Below are 15,961 nucleotides of genomic sequence, written 5' to 3'. Positions count from 1 at the left end.
GATGTTGTGAAATTCTGTTTTCTAAGGGTTTAGAGAGTAATCTTGAGGTGTGCAACCATAAATTTCCTTGAAGCACTTATTGAAATAAGAAGGGGAATTAAACCCAACCTGATAGGCAATTTCTGCCATAGTGGCATCGGATTTTTTTAACAGCTCCACAGATAATTTTAAGCGCTGGGACCTTAAAAACTCGCTGGTGGTCATACCTGTTATGGCCTTTAGTTTCCTGTGAAGTTGGGTACGACTTATTTGCATGTGTTTCCCTAAAGCTTCGCTGTTAAAATCTGGGTTTGTAATGTGCTTATCCAAAGTTGTTTGAAGTCTTTTTAAAAATTCGGTTTCGGTGGACGTAATTGCCAATTCGGGATTTATTGTTAAGGTACTACTAAAATGCTTTTGAAGTTTTAAGCGACTTTCAATCAGTTTTTCAACCCTAACTTTTAATTTCTCGCTACTAAACGGTTTTGTAACGTAGGCATCTGCTCCTGTTTTAATTCCCTGTATCTCATTGACTTCCCCTACTTTAGCAGTAAGAAGTATGACAGGAATATGACTGGTAAGCTCATTGGTTTTTATCTCATGGCACAATGCCATTCCGTCCTGTTCTGGCATCATAATATCACTTATAATCAAATCTGGAAGCTGTTTCTTGGCTTTTTCAATACCTATTTTACCATTTGCTGCTTCCATAACCCGATAACTATCTAAAAACATTGAAACTATAAACGCACGTATATCTGGTTCGTCTTCCACAATGAGTATACTGGGCTTTTCTGTATGTGTTTTTGCAAACACGGACTCTAAGTCAAAATTCTGTTTTTTTGAGGTAGCGTGAACCAATATTTCGTTTTCATTAAAAGCCTCTTTACTTATAGGAAGTGTCACTGTAAATTGTATTCTATTTGCATCCAAATTGTTGGCAATAATGGTTCCCTTAGAAAGCGAAACCAAATCACGGACCAAAGCCAATCCCACACCAACACCATCAGACAATTCATTGTTTTGATAAAAACGCTGAAACAACTTGGTTAAATCTTCTTTTCCAACCTGCTTGCTATTGTTTATAATGGACATGACCAACATGTCCTTCTGGTTCATGGCTTCAAAGATTATCTTACTGTTTTTTGGAGCGTATTTTATAGCATTTGAAAGCAGGTTGGAACTTACCTTTTCTATAATATCCTTATCAAACCAAACGGTTTTTAAATCATGAATGTGAAAACTGATTTCTATATTTTTTTCTTTGGCCTTATATTGAAAGGCACTTATAATTTGTTTCAATAAAACAGCTAAGTTCCCTTGAGCTACTTTAAGCTTTATTTGCCCAGAATCTATCATGGAAAGATCCAACATCTGGTTTACCAGATTGAGCAATCTATTAGCGTTTTGTTTTACTAAGGTCAGTTCTTTCTTATCGGTTTTAGATAAGTCTGATTTGGCCAATTGGTTATCTATAGGTCCTGAGATAAGTGTTAGAGGTGTACGAAATTCATGTGAAATATTGGTGTACAGTTTGGTTTTAAACTCGTCCAGTGACTTGGCTGCTTTCAATTTATTTAACGCCATATTCTGGTTAAGCTTCAAAACATAAAATGAAAAAATAATAGCAATAAAAATTAATCCGTAAGCTACATAAGCCGTAGTCTTTTTGTACCAAGGTGCATTTATGGTGAATTGCTTGGAGGCTATAGGTGTATCATCAAGAATGTTATAGGCAGCTTTTACATAAAAAGTATAATTGCCAGATTCTAAATTTGTAAAGCTCACAAAGTTGCTTTCTGCTTCGTGCCATAAACTATTTTCGTCGTTAAGTTTGTAGTAATAGTTTAATTTTTTAGGAAAGCTATAATCATTGGTCGCAAAATGTATTGTAAAATAAGATTGATTGGGATGTACATCAAAATGGTCTGTATGCTTTATATTTTGCTTATCTATTTCAAATTTTGTATCGGATTTGGAAGTTTTGGAATATAGGTCTACCTCTGTAATCACAGGTTTTGTATGAACTTCAGGAAATTTAAACCCCTTTGGAGCAATAACTTGAATGCCTTTTTCTGTACCAAAATAAAATTCATTTTTATAAAATAAACGCGATGTAAACAAGCAAGCATTGGAGACCAAACCATCTGATGCATTAAAGTTAATGAGGCGATCTTTAATGGCATCGTAAACATAAATGCCATTCCTAATGGTACTGATCCAATAAATCCCTGGAGCATTGGAATTTATGGCCATTGTTTTTTTATCAAAAAAATCATTGCCTATTTTAAAGCTTCTAAAGGTGCGACTTTCTGGATTGTAGATGTTGATACCACTATCCATACCAAACCAAATTTCGCCAGTATCAGCTTCAAAAATTTCATAGGCTGTGTTTGTATTTAAGGTGTTCTTTTTAGGTTTTTCCTTGGTGAATTGCTCATAATCAAATGGTTTTTCGTTAGAACTGACCTTAGATATTTCTGGGATTTTATAAATACCATTCCCAACAGTAATAATCCATAGATTATCGTTTTTATCTATTTTTAATTGCAATCCTTTTAGTTCATAAGGGCCATTTTCATTTTTAAAAATAAAATTCCTTAGCACTTCCCCTTTTAAATTTACCAAATGCAGTCCTTCCCAAGAACTCACCCACAAAAATTCATTTTTATCCTGAACAATGCCGTAAATTTTGAACAGATTTTTATTATTGCTAGGTATTTCATGGGTTTTAATCATACCTTGAGCATCTAATTGGTATAACTTATTTGTTAAACCAGCAGTCCAAATACCATGACTTGTTTTCACGGCCGAAAACATTCTTATGGGAATCAGGTTTTTTAATGTATTGGTCTCCTTTTCGTACTCAAACAGACCATCCCTTCCCACTATAAATAACTTTTCACCATCTGGAATTATTCGTCTGGCGTGAACGGAAATCACATGTTTAAATAAGCGCCCAGCTATGCTTTCTTTATAAAGTCCGTTATTGGTGCCTATCCATAAAATCCCTTGACGATCCACAAAAAGCGCTTGTAAAACCCCTAAAACATGGTTCAAGTCAGGTGGCATTTCTAATTTTTTAAAGGACTGGTTTAAAACATGATATTCGTACATATAGGTTTTTCCCAAAAAAAACATGGTGTGGTTTACCATATTGGAAATGCCATAAATTATTTCGGGTGTTTCCAGTAATACTGGAGATTGCCCAAGTGTATAGGTGTACAAGTCATCATTCATTTTTAATATAAAATTGGATGTTCCTGTTTGAAACATCTTAGTTATATTCTCTGCTTGATAAACAGGCTCCAATTCTTTTAAAGACTCATGATACACATAAATGGTATTGTTAAAAGCCAAAACTATTTGTCCATTACTGGTTTCGTTTATAAAAATATTGCCACCAAGATCATTGATTTTTTCAATAGGTCCAGAGATTGTTTTTCTGTAAAGTGCGTTTTCAGATTCAATCCATAACACATCCTTGGATGTAATAAACAAATCGTAAATAATCATTCCTTTTAAAGCAGTGTCTCCTTCAATAAGATCAATTTTTTCAAACTCTTCGGTATCCTGATCAAAACGTATCAATCCTTCACCTTGTGTGCCTATCCAAAAAATACCTTCACTGTCTTGAACCATGGCACGAACCCAGTTTGCCGGAAGGGATTTGTGCTTTTGTGGATTGTAATGGTATGATTTTGTATTTGTTTCAAAAAATTTATAAAGGCCATCTTGGGTTCCAATCCAAATAAAACCTTCCCTATCCTGCATAATAGAAGATATGTATTGATTATCCAATTCCCCTTCTATGGAGTTTAATCTAAGAAAATCAATGGCATTTGAAACTTTTGGTGCTTGCGAAAAGACCATCCAGGGAAACAAACAAAATAAAAGTAGCCTTAAGTATATCATTAATAATGGATTCGTTACTTAAAGTTACTAAAAATGTTTTGATAACCTTATTATAAAACTGCAGTTATTGCTTTGACCATTTTTTCAGCACGTGCTTTCACTTCTGCCTCGGTCCATGAAAGTTTAATCAAACACGAGATGTTTCTAGCTATATAATGATCTGATTGGTCAAATGTTTTTGTTTGAAGATATTTTAACCCTTCTTTAACTTCATTGGAAATTGGGTACAAAGACTTTAGTTCTTTTAAATGCTCCCACTTTCTAATATAATGCCAGTTGTTATCATAGTAGTGAAAACAGGCATCCACACCATGGTCTTTTAAAGCTGACGATGCTTTTCTTGCTGTTTCTAAATCTGGTAAAAAGAAGCTTAAAAACGAATAACTTTCTTCTCCTCCTTCTGGAACGGTTCTGAAAGTGACTTCTGGAATCTCAGACAGGGCTTCCCTTAGTAAGGTATAATTTTTCTTTTGAATGGTCACAAATTCATCCAAACGTCTTAATTGTGCCAAACCAACAGCTGCATGAAGCTCAGATATTCTAAAATTATAACCTAAAAACGGATGGGTTTCTGCACCACGATCCTTACCAACATGGTCGTGACCATGATCTGAATAATGATCGGCATGCCTATAATATGCTTCATTATTTGTTAAGACCGCACCTCCTTCTCCAGCTGTAATAATCTTTACAAAATCTAAAGACAAACAGCCTAAATCGCCAATACTGCCTAAAGGTTTTCCTTTATAAGTAGCTCCTGTTGCTTGCGAAGAATCTTCAATTAAAATAAGATTATGTTTTTTACAAATAGCTTGCAAAGCCTCTAAATTTGCCATACTTCCACACATATGAACTGGCATAACTGCTTTGGTTTTTGAAGTTATGGCAGCTTTAACTGCTTGAGGATCCATAGTTAAAGTATCATCTATATCAACCAGAACAGGAATGGCACCTAGCATCATAATGGCCTCAAAACTTGCCACAAAGGTAAAGCTTGGCATAATCACCTCATCGCCTGCTCCAATGCCTGCACTTGCCAATGCAACAGACACAGCTGCTGTACCACTGGACACCAACTGCGCATGTTTAACCTCTAATACGGTTTCCAGCTCACTTTCAAGTTCCTTGGCCTTCCAATGGCCATTACGCATGCCATCAAAGCCATAACGCATTAGAACGCCGTTTTCTAAAACATCATTTAATTCTTTACGTTCCTTATCTCCAAATAATTCAAATCCTGGCATAATATTATTTTTATATAAAATTACAATTTAATACAGAGGTTGACCTCTGTACCTACAATTTTCAATATTTAAAACATTACAGTTCTATAATACTTTCTGTAATGGATTTACGTACTTTTTTAAAATCGGCAAACATATCATCATCGGCACGATAACCAATTGGCAATAGCAACACAGATTTTAATCCTTGTTTTTTTAATCCCAATATGTCATCATAGGCATTGGAATCAAAACCTTCCATGGGACAGGAATCAATCCCTTCCAATGCGCAAACGGTAAGAAGGTTTCCCATGGCTAAATAAGCTTGATTTGTTGCCCAGGCTTCAATTTTAAATAAAGTTTTGTTTTCAAAATCGGAAATTAAAAAATCTTGAAAAGGCTTTAAAATGGATTTTGAAGTATTCCTAATGGCATGAACCCTATTGAAATACTCTGTTACAAATGCTTCATCAATATTTGTTTCAATACAAAACACCAACACATGGGAAGCTTGTGCAATTTGTTTTTGATTCATGGAATGTTGAACCAAATCTGCCTGTAACTCTTTATTATGAAGCACCACCAGTTTTATGGGTTGCAAGCCATAAGATGTGGCCGTCAAATTAAATGCTTGATATAACACTTCTAATTTTTCTTGTGAAATATATTTCGTTTTGTTAAACGATTTAGTAGCATATCGCCATTGCAGTTGATGTATAATATCCATTTTCTTTAATATAATAAGAACAACAAAAGTAATACTTGCAATTTGTTTCAACTAACGGATAATCAAAATATTCATTTTGAATAAAAAAATCTTTGGAAATTTTCAGTTTATTTATTTGAAAGAATCAAAAAAGGATTCTATATTTGCACCCGCAATTAGGGAATACCTAATGAGACACTCAAGGAGAAATGGCAGAGTGGTCGAATGCGGCAGTCTTGAAAACTGTTGAGGGTCACACCTCCGGGGGTTCGAATCCCTCTTTCTCCGCAACACTTTTAAGAAACCTCTTGATTTTCAAGGGGTTTTTTGTTTTTAGAAAAATTCTTTCCCCACGTCTTCCCCACATTAAGCTTGAAAAAGGTGTTTTTAGGTAAGTAATGAATCTTATAGATTAGGCATTCGATATTCCAAAGAAAAGTTTTATATAGTTTTATAACAAAACAAAAGTGCCTAATGAGAATGTAACAATAAAACAAGGGTTTTGGTGTAAAAGCAATATGGTAAAGCATTTTGAAACTTTAAAGGAGAAAGCAAAAGATGTAGCATAAATAACCCAACACAACCCAATGGGTTATTGGCTTTAAAAAATCACTTGGAAATATTCCTAATTCCAACGAAAAGATTTATATTTTAAGGTTCGATAAATGTTAAAATCAATCAAAGGTATTAGGTCAGAATGCCAATAAAAAAAATCAGAATTATACAGCTCATTATAGGTTTGTTGTGACGAATTAAGAGTCGTAATGGATGCAAGTCACTACAAAGATTATATGTTGGTAATGCTCTTTATAAAATGCATAAGCGACAAGTGGGCAGGGCAACTCCTTGCGCCAATCACTATTCCTAAAGGAGGATCTCTGAGTGATATGAATCCAATAGCCCTTTTCAAACATAATGAACAAGTGATTCTACACACAACTACACCCTTAAAGGTATAAATACAATATAATTACAAAATTTACACCCATTAAGGTATAATTACAAAACATTTTACTATATTGTACCCATAAAGGTATAATACAATGGAATGGGATAGAGAAAACACCATAGCCCAATTTGTAAGGGATAGACGCAAAAAAGCAAATCTAACACAAGTAGAGTTGTCAGACTTTACAGGTGTAGGCTTGCGTTTTGTACGCGAACTCGAACAGGGAAAACCAAATGTAATGACCGATAAAGTAAATCAGGTTCTATTATTTTTTGGGCACACACTAACACCAACACCTATAAGCGATGAGACAAGGAGAAATCTGGGTAAATAAAACCTTGGCTGGTATATTAACCGAGGACGATAATGGTTATCATTTCAAGTATGACAAAGCATACCTAGAAAATGAAAGCACATTAGCGGTGAGCTTGACCTTACCATTACAGGAAGAACCGTTTGGTGCCGAATACCTATTCCCTTTTTTCGATGGTTTAATTCCAGAAGGTTGGCTATTAGACATTGCACATAAAAATTGGAAAATAAATCCAAGAGACCGCATGGGCTTATTATTAACCACATGCAGAGATTGTATTGGTAATATTAGTATTATAGAGAAAGTATGAACTATTGTTTAGCATGTCATAAAAAACTAGAAGATGGTGAAATAAACTACCATCAAAACTGCCTATCAGCATTTTGGCAAGAAGACACACCTGTGCTAAAATTAGACTATGAGCTATCTCAAATCGAAGCACTCGCAAAAGAAAACGTAGCGCAGCGCATCATTGTTACAGGCGTACAACCAAAATTATCATTAGGTTTCACACAAGAAAATGCTCAAAATAGGCTAACCATTGTAGGCGCATTAAATGGCAGGTATATTTTAAAACCACCATTTCAAATGTACCCACAAATACCAGAAATTGAGGCACTATCTATGTTATTAACACAAGCTTGTGGAATAGCAACAGTACCCTTTTTATTAATACCTCTTAAGGATGGTGCTTTAGCCTATTTAACCAAACGCATAGATCGCACTGCCAATAACGAAAAATACCCAATGGAAGATGCTTGTCAATTCACAGAGCGACTCACAGAGCATAAATACCGTGGATCTTACGAGCAAATTGCAAAAGGCATTTTAACTTATGCCCAAAACCCATTACTGGATGCCGTAAAATTTTATGAGCAAGTTATTGTTTCTTTCCTGATTGGAAATAACGACATGCATTTAAAAAACTTTTCACTCATAGCAAACGACAGTAAACACTATGCATTGGCACCAGCCTATGATATGGTAGCGGTTAAATTATTAATCCCAGAAGATCAAGAAGAATTAGCGCTAAACCTCAACGGAAAAAAGCGAAAAATCAAGCGTCTAGATTTTAACGAAGCCATGGCCAAAGCACAAATCCCAGCAAAAGCGATTGAAAACCTATGGAACCGTATAGAAAAAGGCATGCAACAATGGCAAGAATTAATTGCCTGTAGTTTTTTAAATAATGAAAATAAAAGCTCTTTAGTGTCACTAATAGAAAACAGAGCGAAACAATTAGAATTAAATACTAAATTTTAATGCTAATAAATTACAAACACCATGCAAGCACAAGACCTAGTTCAAAATATCGAAACTTCAGAAAAAATCAAATCACACCTTATACAAGTACTTGAAGCCTTTCAGAACTTGGACTACCATAAGCTAAATGAGTTGTTAGATGACGAAGCCTATTACGAAGACATGAAAAAAACAGCGTTCATCTATAAGCAAATGCAAATCTTTAAAGAGCTTCGAAAAAATGGAGATACACATCTAAATCTTTCTACAAATATATGTGCTAGTTGTTTATGTAGCGAACCCGTTTTTGTGCTCACTGGTAATAAGTCTGGTCATAAATATGCCATTTATATCCAATTCACTCAAGGTGAAATAACAGATATATTCAGATGTTCAGAACATTCAGACTGGTTAAACGGCATGTTACCTTTTTAAACTTCAAAGTACTTATTTCTTATGATTCTTAAACTCACTATATTTTAAAAATATGTGAGACAAATACTATTTTATATAAAACCAATTCCATAAATTTGAAGTGAAGGCAAACTTTAATTTTTATTAAACTTAATATGCTCAAAGAACTTTTAAAATTAAAAGGAGTAAAACAAAAATGGCTCGCTAACAAAATTGGTGTTAGTGAAGTAACTGTAAGCAATTGGGTAAAAGAAAAGTCAATCCCTAGCGATAAAAATTATCAAAAAATTAGTAAAACTTTAAACATTCCTCTAAAAGACCTAATGAATTAATGGTGGTGGAAAAAAAATACAAATTCTCTTTTACTGCAGCGTCTTTAAGAACTAAAGACCTTGTTACGGTCGCATTACGGAAATCCTCAAAAAACTCTGATGATCTTGAGTTAGTTTTAGGTAATGGAAAATCTGCAACTGGTAAACGGTTATTATTAGAACTAAACAATTGGATAGGTACATTAACTAAACATCAAATAAATGTACTACAAAATGGCAGTTTTAAATCACAAAACGAAATAGCATTTTTAGCAGTTTGCAAATATTTTGACTTTATACGTGATTTCGTTATTGAAGTCATCAGAGAAAAATATATGGTTTTTGATTATGAATTAACAGATGGTGACTACCTTTCCTTTTTTAGAAGAAAAACAGAGTTTCATCCAGAGATGGAAAGTCTTACCGAGATAACACAAAAGAAAATTAAACAAGTTACTTTTAAAATGTTGGAACAAGCAGGTATTATAAATAATGTGAAGTCCAGAATCATTCAGCCTCAATTATTAGAATCGGACACCCTAAAGGTAATAATAGAAGATAATCCAGAATTATTAAAAGTGTTTCTGTATTCAGATATAGACATACAAAGATTACAAGAAGCCTATGAATAGCTTAAACAAAAAATTCGAACATTTATATAGTGTTATTTCATCCTCTAATTTTCTAAATAAGGAATCTTTAGGTGGCGAAATACCTTTCTTTATTGCAGCTTACGAGGCTGAACAAGAATTGGACTGCAGAGAAGAAATAAAACTATTAAAAAGAAAACTCGAAAATTCGGGTATAGAAATATTAGAATTAAACTTATATGACCTTACATGCGAAATCCTTGAAGCAAAAGGCGGTATGGAGCGCATGTTTAAAATTGAAAAAGCAAAAAGTAAAGACAAGTTTTTAAGAGCCTTACAATCGTCTTTAAACATCCATCAAGTATTAATGCCTTTAATTAAAGAGAAAATCGATGCGAGTAATGCCAAAGTATATTTCTTAACTGGTATTGGCTTGGTGTTTCCTTTTATACGGTCTCACAACGTATTAAACAATTTACAGAATATAGCAAAAGAAGCTCCAACAGTGGCCTTTTTTCCTGGAGAATATAATGGCCATTCGTTAAATCTATTTGGCAAACTAAAAGACGACAATTACTACAGAGCATTTAATATTTTTAAAATAGAAGCAAAAATATGATCAAAGATTTTTTTGAGAAGGACATAAATAGACCTATCGAAACGGTTATCAAAGCAGATGATCGAGACCATATAGCAACAGAAGTTACCGAATACGTTATTACGGACGAAATTGCTAAAAAAATAAGAGATTTTTTTCAAGCCTACAATGATTATGCTGGTGCCAATGGGGTTTGGATTTCTGGTTTCTTCGGTAGTGGTAAATCTCATTTATTAAAAATGATTTCCTATGTACTAGAAAACAAACAATACGATGGATATCATTCTGGTGAATTATTCGCAGAAAAGGTAGATGACGATGCCATGTTAAAAGCCGATATTTTAAACGCAACACGCATTCCGTCAGAGTCTGTACTATTCAACATAGATCAACAAGCACAAATTACCAGTAAAGAAGATGCTAATGCCATTCTTGCTGTATTTTATAAAGTATTCTATGATCATTTAGGCTATTACGGATTTCAACCGCATGTAGCAGAGTTTGAAATGTGGTTAGATAGCAAAGGTAAATACGAAGCCTTTAAAACAGAGTATGAAAAAGTAAACGGTATTACTTGGGAAGTAGATCGATTAGAATATTTTGTTGTTGAGGTGAAAGATATTTTGGCAACAATTTTTAATGAAAGTCCTGATAAATATGAAAATATCCTTGATGAATTAGAAGACAGGAACAAACAGTCTATTGAAGATTTTTGTAATCGTGTAAAAAGCTACATTGACACGAAACCCAAAGGCTTCCGTTTAAATTTCTTTGTAGATGAAGTTGGCCAGTATATAAGTGACAACACAAAGCTCATGCTAAACTTGCAAACCATCGCAGAAACTTTAGCGACTAAAACCAAAGGAAACTCTTGGATTTTAGTGACCTCTCAAGAAGACATGGAAACCGTTGTTGGTGATATGAACAAAAGTCAACAAAACGACTTTTCTCGTATTCAGGCACGTTTTAAAATAAAAATACCATTAACCTCTGCCAATGTTGATGAGGTCATTGAAAAACGATTGCTTCATAAAAAAGATACCTATCAAAAGCAATTGGAAAAAGCCCATAAAACCAATGCGGCTCATTTACAATCGCTCTTATCTTTTTCTGAAGCTGGTGTGCAGTTTAAAGGCTTTAAAAGCGATAAAGATTTCGCAAATAAATTTCCTTTTGCACCGTATCAGTTCGATTTGTTTCAACAATGTCGTATTGCCTTATCAAACCACAACGCTTTTCAAGGAAAACATGCTTCCGTGGGAGAACGCTCTATGCTTGGTGTGTTTCAGCAAGTCATTCAAGCCATAGAAAAGAGAGATAAAAACGCTTTAGTAAGTTTCGACTTAATGTTTCAAGGGATTCGTAATGAATTACGTGGCGACATTCAGCAATCACTACAATTGGGTGAGCGCCAACTAAATGATCCTTTTGAAATCAAAGTGTTAAAAACACTCTTTTTAGTAAAATACTTCAACAGCTTTAAAACCACCAAACGCAATATTTCGGTGTTATTGATAGATGATATCAATGTCGATTTAAAAGCACACGAAGAAAAAATAGAAAAGGCGTTAACGGTTTTAGAAAATCAAAGTTATGTACAACGCAATGGCGACATCTACGAGTTTTTAACCGATGATGAAAAGGATATTGAAGAAGAAATTAAAAATACTGACATTGATGATCAGGCAGTAACCACCTTATTAAAGGAAATTCTGTTTGATGAGATTATCAAAGACAATCGTATCACCTACCTAGACAACAAGCAAGCCTACGATTTTACCAGTAAAATAAACGGAACCGTATTAGGTCGCGAAAAAGAACTGGAAATTGAAATCATTACAGACGATTTCGAAAACAACGAAACCTATATCCAATCGCAAACTATGGGTAGTACTGCCATGAAGTTGTTATTGTCTCCCAACCCAACCTTTATGCGAGATATACGCATGTACATAAAAACGGCAAAGTACGAAAGGCAAAATCGTGGCAACAGTACCAGTCCTCAAGTAGCTCGTATTTTACAGGAAAAATCCATTCAAAACGTCACACGTAAAAAGAATTTAATCACATTGGCCAACAAAGCATTGGCAGAATCTAATGCTTTTGTAAATGGCAGTAAATTGGAAGCATCCTCAACTGCCGATGGTAAAACCAAAGTCATTAACGTCTTTCAAAATTTAGTGGCTGCCGTATATCCTAATTTACGCATGCTTAAAGGTGTGGCGTTTACAGAGGACACTATTAAAACAACCATACATACCAAACAAGACGATTTATTTGCTGGTGACGATGCCACTATGTCCGAAGCAGAAACAGAAATTTTAAGCCTAATCAACAGGCGTAAAAAACAAAGCGACCGTACATCCTTAAACGATGTAAAAAATGAGTTTATTAAAAAACCGTATGGTTGGTATCCTAATGCAGTGTGGACCACCATTGCAAAATTGTATAAACGTGGTAAAATAGAATTAACGCAAAATGCCAATTTATTAGAAAATGATGAGGTGTTAAATGTCCTATTAAACAGCTCAAACCATGGCAATACTTTACTAGAACCGCAAGCAACTTTTAATGATGCGACTGTAAAAAAACTAAAAGACATCTATAAAGATGCGTTTGATGAAAGCTGCGCCTTTCGTGAAGCCAAAGATGTTGCGACTGCTTTTAAAGAAAAAATAAAGGACATGTCTATACAAGTTAATCAGCTATTGGCTAGTAAACGAGACTATCCATTTTTAAGCAGTTTAGAACCCTTTGCAGACCAGTTAACAAAATGGTCAAAAAAAGAATACGCCTATTTCTTAATCAATACCAACGATTTTGAAGATGCTTTACTAGATACTAAAGAAGATTTGCTAGATCCTATCAAGCGATTTATGAATGGTGAGCAGCGTAATATTTACGACCAGGTTAAAAAATTACTCGATGGTAATACAGCTAATTTCGATTACATTCAAGGTGATGAACTAGAAGTTCTTAAAACCTTACTCGCAAGTAACACGCCCTACAAAGGCAATGGCGTACAGTTAGCTAAAGCAGCCAAAGACCAATTAGCAACTAAAGTTTTAACACTTATTGAAGAAGAAAAGGAAAAGGCTACTAAAAAGGCAGAAGACTTAATTGCAGATATCACCGCACGTAAAGAATACAAGGCGTTAGAGGCAACACAACAACAGCAAACCATTACAGGTATAGAGCAACGTAAAAAAGCCTTAAAAGACGAGCGCTTTATTGCTAACATCCGCCAAAGTTACAATCAGTTATCCGAGTTGCATACAGCCGCCTTAAACCTCATGGCGACTTATTTAGCGAAACCGCAAGAAGATGGTAAAGCAGCAGAACCTACTACAAAATACATTCGCAGGTCTAATGTGCATATCGATTTTGATAAAAAAGAACTGCACACCGAAGCCGATGTGTTAGAATATATAGAAGCAATTAAAGAAGCTTACTTAAAACGTATTAACGAAAATATTAGAATTACGCTCTAACAATCAGCAAATGACTAAAGACCAACTCATAGAAAAATTGACCGACCTAGAATGGGAAGATTTTGAGGTAAAAGCCGCTAAAGGCGAATTACCCAAAGATACTTGGGAAACCGTATCGGCATTTTCCAATACCTCTGGCGGTTGGTTGGTTTTTGGGGTAAAACAAAACGGTAAACAATTTGAAGTTCAGGGCTTAAGTAATCCAGAAAAAATTGAACAGGATTTTTTGAATGCCATCCGTTCTGGCAAATTCAATGTTTTCGTTACTACTAAACAAGCAAAGTATGCTATAAACGGTAACACTTTACTGGCTTTTTATGTACCTGCATCAAAAAACAAACCCGTTTATTATAATAGTTTACAGAATACTTTTATACGTCGTGGCAGTTCAGACCAACGTGCTACTAAAGAAGAAATAGATGCGATGTTTAGAGACCAAACCTTTGGTACAAAAACATCAGAAGCAGCACCTAATACGTCTGTATCAGATATACATACTACATCCTTAAAGCAGTACCGGGATTATATGGCACGTTTTAACCCAGATGTAAGTTACAACCGTTTTGATGATGATGAATTTTTGTCCAAATTACGAATTCTAGAAAACGGACAATTAACTTATGCCGGCTTATTGTTTTTAGGTAAACGCGAGATTATAGAAAAACATTTTGCCGATTTCAGAATCGATTTACTAGAAATACCGGGAACATCCATTACCAATGCCACAACCAATTACACGTTTCGTTTAGACGAACACGAAAACTTATGGGATTATTACTTTGCCTGTTTTCAGCGTTTAAAACAAAAAGTGGACGTATCATTTCAAATTACCGAACAAGGTTTTGCTCAAGAGTTGTCGCCAGGTTTAAAAGCCATTCGCGAAGCTTTGGTAAATATGTTGATGCATGCCGATTATTTTGCACCCTCATATGCGCGCATCCGTATGTTTACCAACCATATAGAATTTTACAATCCGGGTGGGTTGCCTAAACCTTTAGAAGAATTAAAAGCAAAAGACTTGTCCTTACCCAGAAATCCTTTGCTATCTAAATTGTTCCGTATGGTACGATTGGCAGAAAACGCAGGTTTTGGTTTCGATAAAATTGAAACAAACTGGAACGCGTACAACCAAACTTTACCCGAGTACGATATAAGCTTTGATGCTACCATTTTAAAACTAAACACCCAAGAGCAACAAGATTTCGGAGAAGCTTCGGAGAGATTTCAAAAAAACTTCGGAGAAACTTCGGGGAAACTTCGGACAGCACTTAAAAAGCAGCCAGTAAATATAGATGTTGTTATCAATTTGGTGGAACAAAACAATGAAGACGTTATGCTATTTATTTCGAAAACCTTCGGAAAGCCTTTGGGAACTGTTCGGGAACAGTTTGGGGACAGTTTGGGAACAGTTAGAGAACAGTTTGGGAATAATACATTTATTATGCTATTATTGGTTATTTTTAATAAAGACATCACCACTAAAGAAGCCGCTAAAATTATAGGTGTTAGTGAGAGCACTGTAAAAAGAATTATTAAAAAATTAAAAAATAAAAACATTATAAGACGTGAAGGTTCAAAAAAAGATGGTAAATGGGTTATAGGAGCGTATTTAAACGAAAGATGAACCAATAATGAACCAATAAATGAACCAATAAAAAAAGCATAATTCATTGTAAATCAGTATCTATTAAAGGTTTTATGGCTAGCGAAAATTGTTGTTGAACCAATAAATGAACTAATAAATGAACCAATAATTAAGACACTGCAACTAGTGACTAGCCACTAGCCACTAGTTGCTAACCACTAAAAACTAAATAAAACATGAAAAACTTCAAAAATCTCGACATTTGGCAACGAAGCATGACAATGGTAAAGTCTGTTTATGTGCTAACCGATACATTTCCAAAAACAGAGGTTTATGGGTTAACATCACAAATACGAAGAGCAATGATATCCATTCCTTCTAATATTGCAGAAGGTTGCGGTAAAAATTCAACACCAGATTTAGCACGCTTTTTAGATATGGCATTAGGGTCGGCTTTCGAGCTAGAAACACAATTAATAGTATCTGAAAATTTAGGGTTCGCTAATTCAAAAGACATACAGCCACTTTTGGAAGAACTAACCCAAATTCAAAAAATGATCAACAAATACAATCAAGCACTGAGAACTAGCCGCTAATTACTAGCCACTAGCCACTAGCAACTAGCAACTAGCAACTAACAACTAA

Annotated in this window: 13 protein-coding genes, 1 tRNA gene and 1 pseudogene; 12 read left to right on the top strand and 3 right to left on the bottom strand. The window is 34.6% G+C overall.

All coding sequences use genetic code 11. The features are described 5' to 3' along the window. Positions 1-21 precede the first annotated feature (21 nt). The 3 genes from AACY93_RS05400 to AACY93_RS05390 form a co-directional block, all read right to left on the bottom strand. Positions 22-3,894, bottom strand: coding sequence for a hybrid sensor histidine kinase/response regulator transcription factor (locus AACY93_RS05400; RefSeq protein ID WP_286853582.1), 3,873 nt, complete (start codon positions 3,892-3,894; stop codon positions 22-24). 50 nt (positions 3,895-3,944) lie between these two features. After that, positions 3,945-5,138 (bottom strand): DegT/DnrJ/EryC1/StrS family aminotransferase, encoded by a 1,194-nt coding sequence (locus tag AACY93_RS05395; protein WP_286853581.1) that lies wholly within the window; start codon positions 5,136-5,138, stop codon positions 3,945-3,947. A gap of 76 nt (positions 5,139-5,214) precedes the next feature. Then, positions 5,215-5,844: an NAD(P)H-dependent oxidoreductase gene (locus tag AACY93_RS05390; RefSeq protein WP_040491135.1), complete on the bottom strand. Its 630-nt coding sequence runs from the start codon at positions 5,842-5,844 to the stop codon at positions 5,215-5,217. Positions 5,845-6,026: 182 nt separating this feature from the next. Between AACY93_RS05390 and AACY93_RS05385 the strand changes: the two genes are divergently transcribed. The 12 genes and pseudogenes from AACY93_RS05385 to AACY93_RS05330 all read left to right on the top strand — a co-directional run bounded on the left by AACY93_RS05385 (position 6,027) and on the right by AACY93_RS05330 (position 15,912). Continuing rightward, positions 6,027-6,111 (top strand) — tRNA-Ser (locus tag AACY93_RS05385). A 464-nt stretch (positions 6,112-6,575) separates the two neighbouring features. Continuing rightward, positions 6,576-6,782: pseudogene (locus tag AACY93_RS05380) on the top strand (type I restriction-modification system subunit M N-terminal domain-containing protein); the annotation flags it as partial. An 84-nt stretch (positions 6,783-6,866) separates the two neighbouring features. Further along, positions 6,867-7,106, top strand: a complete 240-nt coding sequence (locus tag AACY93_RS05375) for a helix-turn-helix transcriptional regulator (RefSeq protein ID WP_102996206.1) — start codon at positions 6,867-6,869, stop codon at positions 7,104-7,106. Beyond that, positions 7,078-7,395: a HipA N-terminal domain-containing protein gene (locus tag AACY93_RS05370; protein WP_286853580.1), complete on the top strand. Its 318-nt coding sequence runs from the start codon at positions 7,078-7,080 to the stop codon at positions 7,393-7,395. Before AACY93_RS05375 ends, AACY93_RS05370 begins: the two co-directional genes overlap by 29 nt. After that, positions 7,392-8,348 (top strand): HipA domain-containing protein, encoded by a 957-nt coding sequence (locus AACY93_RS05365; RefSeq protein ID WP_286853579.1) that lies wholly within the window; start codon positions 7,392-7,394, stop codon positions 8,346-8,348. Before AACY93_RS05370 ends, AACY93_RS05365 begins: the two co-directional genes overlap by 4 nt. 21 nt (positions 8,349-8,369) lie before the next feature. Then, a complete protein-coding gene (locus AACY93_RS05360; RefSeq protein ID WP_286853578.1) occupies positions 8,370-8,762 on the top strand; it encodes a hypothetical protein in 393 nt (130 codons plus the stop codon). Positions 8,763-8,896: 134 nt separating this feature from the next. Then, positions 8,897-9,073: a helix-turn-helix transcriptional regulator gene (locus AACY93_RS05355; RefSeq protein WP_286853577.1), complete on the top strand. Its 177-nt coding sequence runs from the start codon at positions 8,897-8,899 to the stop codon at positions 9,071-9,073. Between the two features lie 5 nt (positions 9,074-9,078). Then, entirely contained in the window at positions 9,079-9,684 is a 606-nt protein-coding gene (locus AACY93_RS05350) for a BrxA family protein (protein WP_286853576.1), read from the top strand. Beyond that, complete coding sequence (locus AACY93_RS05345; protein ID WP_286853575.1) at positions 9,677-10,261, top strand: DUF1788 domain-containing protein; 585 nt, start codon at positions 9,677-9,679, stop codon at positions 10,259-10,261. The genes AACY93_RS05350 and AACY93_RS05345 overlap by 8 nt, the downstream gene beginning before the upstream one ends. Continuing rightward, positions 10,258-13,731 (top strand): BREX system P-loop protein BrxC, encoded by a 3,474-nt coding sequence (gene brxC / locus AACY93_RS05340; protein WP_286853574.1) that lies wholly within the window; start codon positions 10,258-10,260, stop codon positions 13,729-13,731. Before AACY93_RS05345 ends, brxC begins: the two co-directional genes overlap by 4 nt. 10 nt (positions 13,732-13,741) lie before the next feature. Then, on the top strand, positions 13,742-15,355 hold the full coding sequence (locus AACY93_RS05335) for an RNA-binding domain-containing protein (protein WP_286853573.1): 1,614 nt from the start codon (positions 13,742-13,744) through the stop codon (positions 15,353-15,355). Between the two features lie 197 nt (positions 15,356-15,552). Continuing rightward, complete coding sequence (locus AACY93_RS05330) at positions 15,553-15,912, top strand: four helix bundle protein (RefSeq protein WP_286853572.1); 360 nt, start codon at positions 15,553-15,555, stop codon at positions 15,910-15,912. Positions 15,913-15,961: the final 49 nt, after the last annotated feature.

It is taken from the genome of uncultured Xanthomarina sp., from assembly GCF_963971605.1.
GTDB lineage: Bacteria > Bacteroidota > Bacteroidia > Flavobacteriales > Flavobacteriaceae > Xanthomarina > Xanthomarina gelatinilytica.
This window is presented reverse-complemented; position numbering and strand designations above follow the sequence as displayed.

Coding starts and splice junctions, on each gene's coding strand:
- AACY93_RS05360 (WP_286853578.1), top strand. CDS start 8,370: ATGCAAGCACAAGACCTAGTTCAAAATATCGAAACTTCAGAAAAAATC.
- AACY93_RS05400 (WP_286853582.1), bottom strand. CDS start 3,894: ATGATATACTTAAGGCTACTTTTATTTTGTTTGTTTCCCTGGATGGTC.
- AACY93_RS05375 (WP_102996206.1), top strand. CDS start 6,867: ATGGAATGGGATAGAGAAAACACCATAGCCCAATTTGTAAGGGATAGA.
- AACY93_RS05395 (WP_286853581.1), bottom strand. CDS start 5,138: ATGCCAGGATTTGAATTATTTGGAGATAAGGAACGTAAAGAATTAAAT.
- AACY93_RS05330 (WP_286853572.1), top strand. CDS start 15,553: ATGAAAAACTTCAAAAATCTCGACATTTGGCAACGAAGCATGACAATG.
- AACY93_RS05335 (WP_286853573.1), top strand. CDS start 13,742: ATGACTAAAGACCAACTCATAGAAAAATTGACCGACCTAGAATGGGAA.
- AACY93_RS05390 (WP_040491135.1), bottom strand. CDS start 5,844: ATGGATATTATACATCAACTGCAATGGCGATATGCTACTAAATCGTTT.
- AACY93_RS05370 (WP_286853580.1), top strand. CDS start 7,078: ATGAGACAAGGAGAAATCTGGGTAAATAAAACCTTGGCTGGTATATTA.
- AACY93_RS05365 (WP_286853579.1), top strand. CDS start 7,392: ATGAACTATTGTTTAGCATGTCATAAAAAACTAGAAGATGGTGAAATA.
- brxC (WP_286853574.1), top strand. CDS start 10,258: ATGATCAAAGATTTTTTTGAGAAGGACATAAATAGACCTATCGAAACG.
- AACY93_RS05355 (WP_286853577.1), top strand. CDS start 8,897: ATGCTCAAAGAACTTTTAAAATTAAAAGGAGTAAAACAAAAATGGCTC.
- AACY93_RS05345 (WP_286853575.1), top strand. CDS start 9,677: ATGAATAGCTTAAACAAAAAATTCGAACATTTATATAGTGTTATTTCA.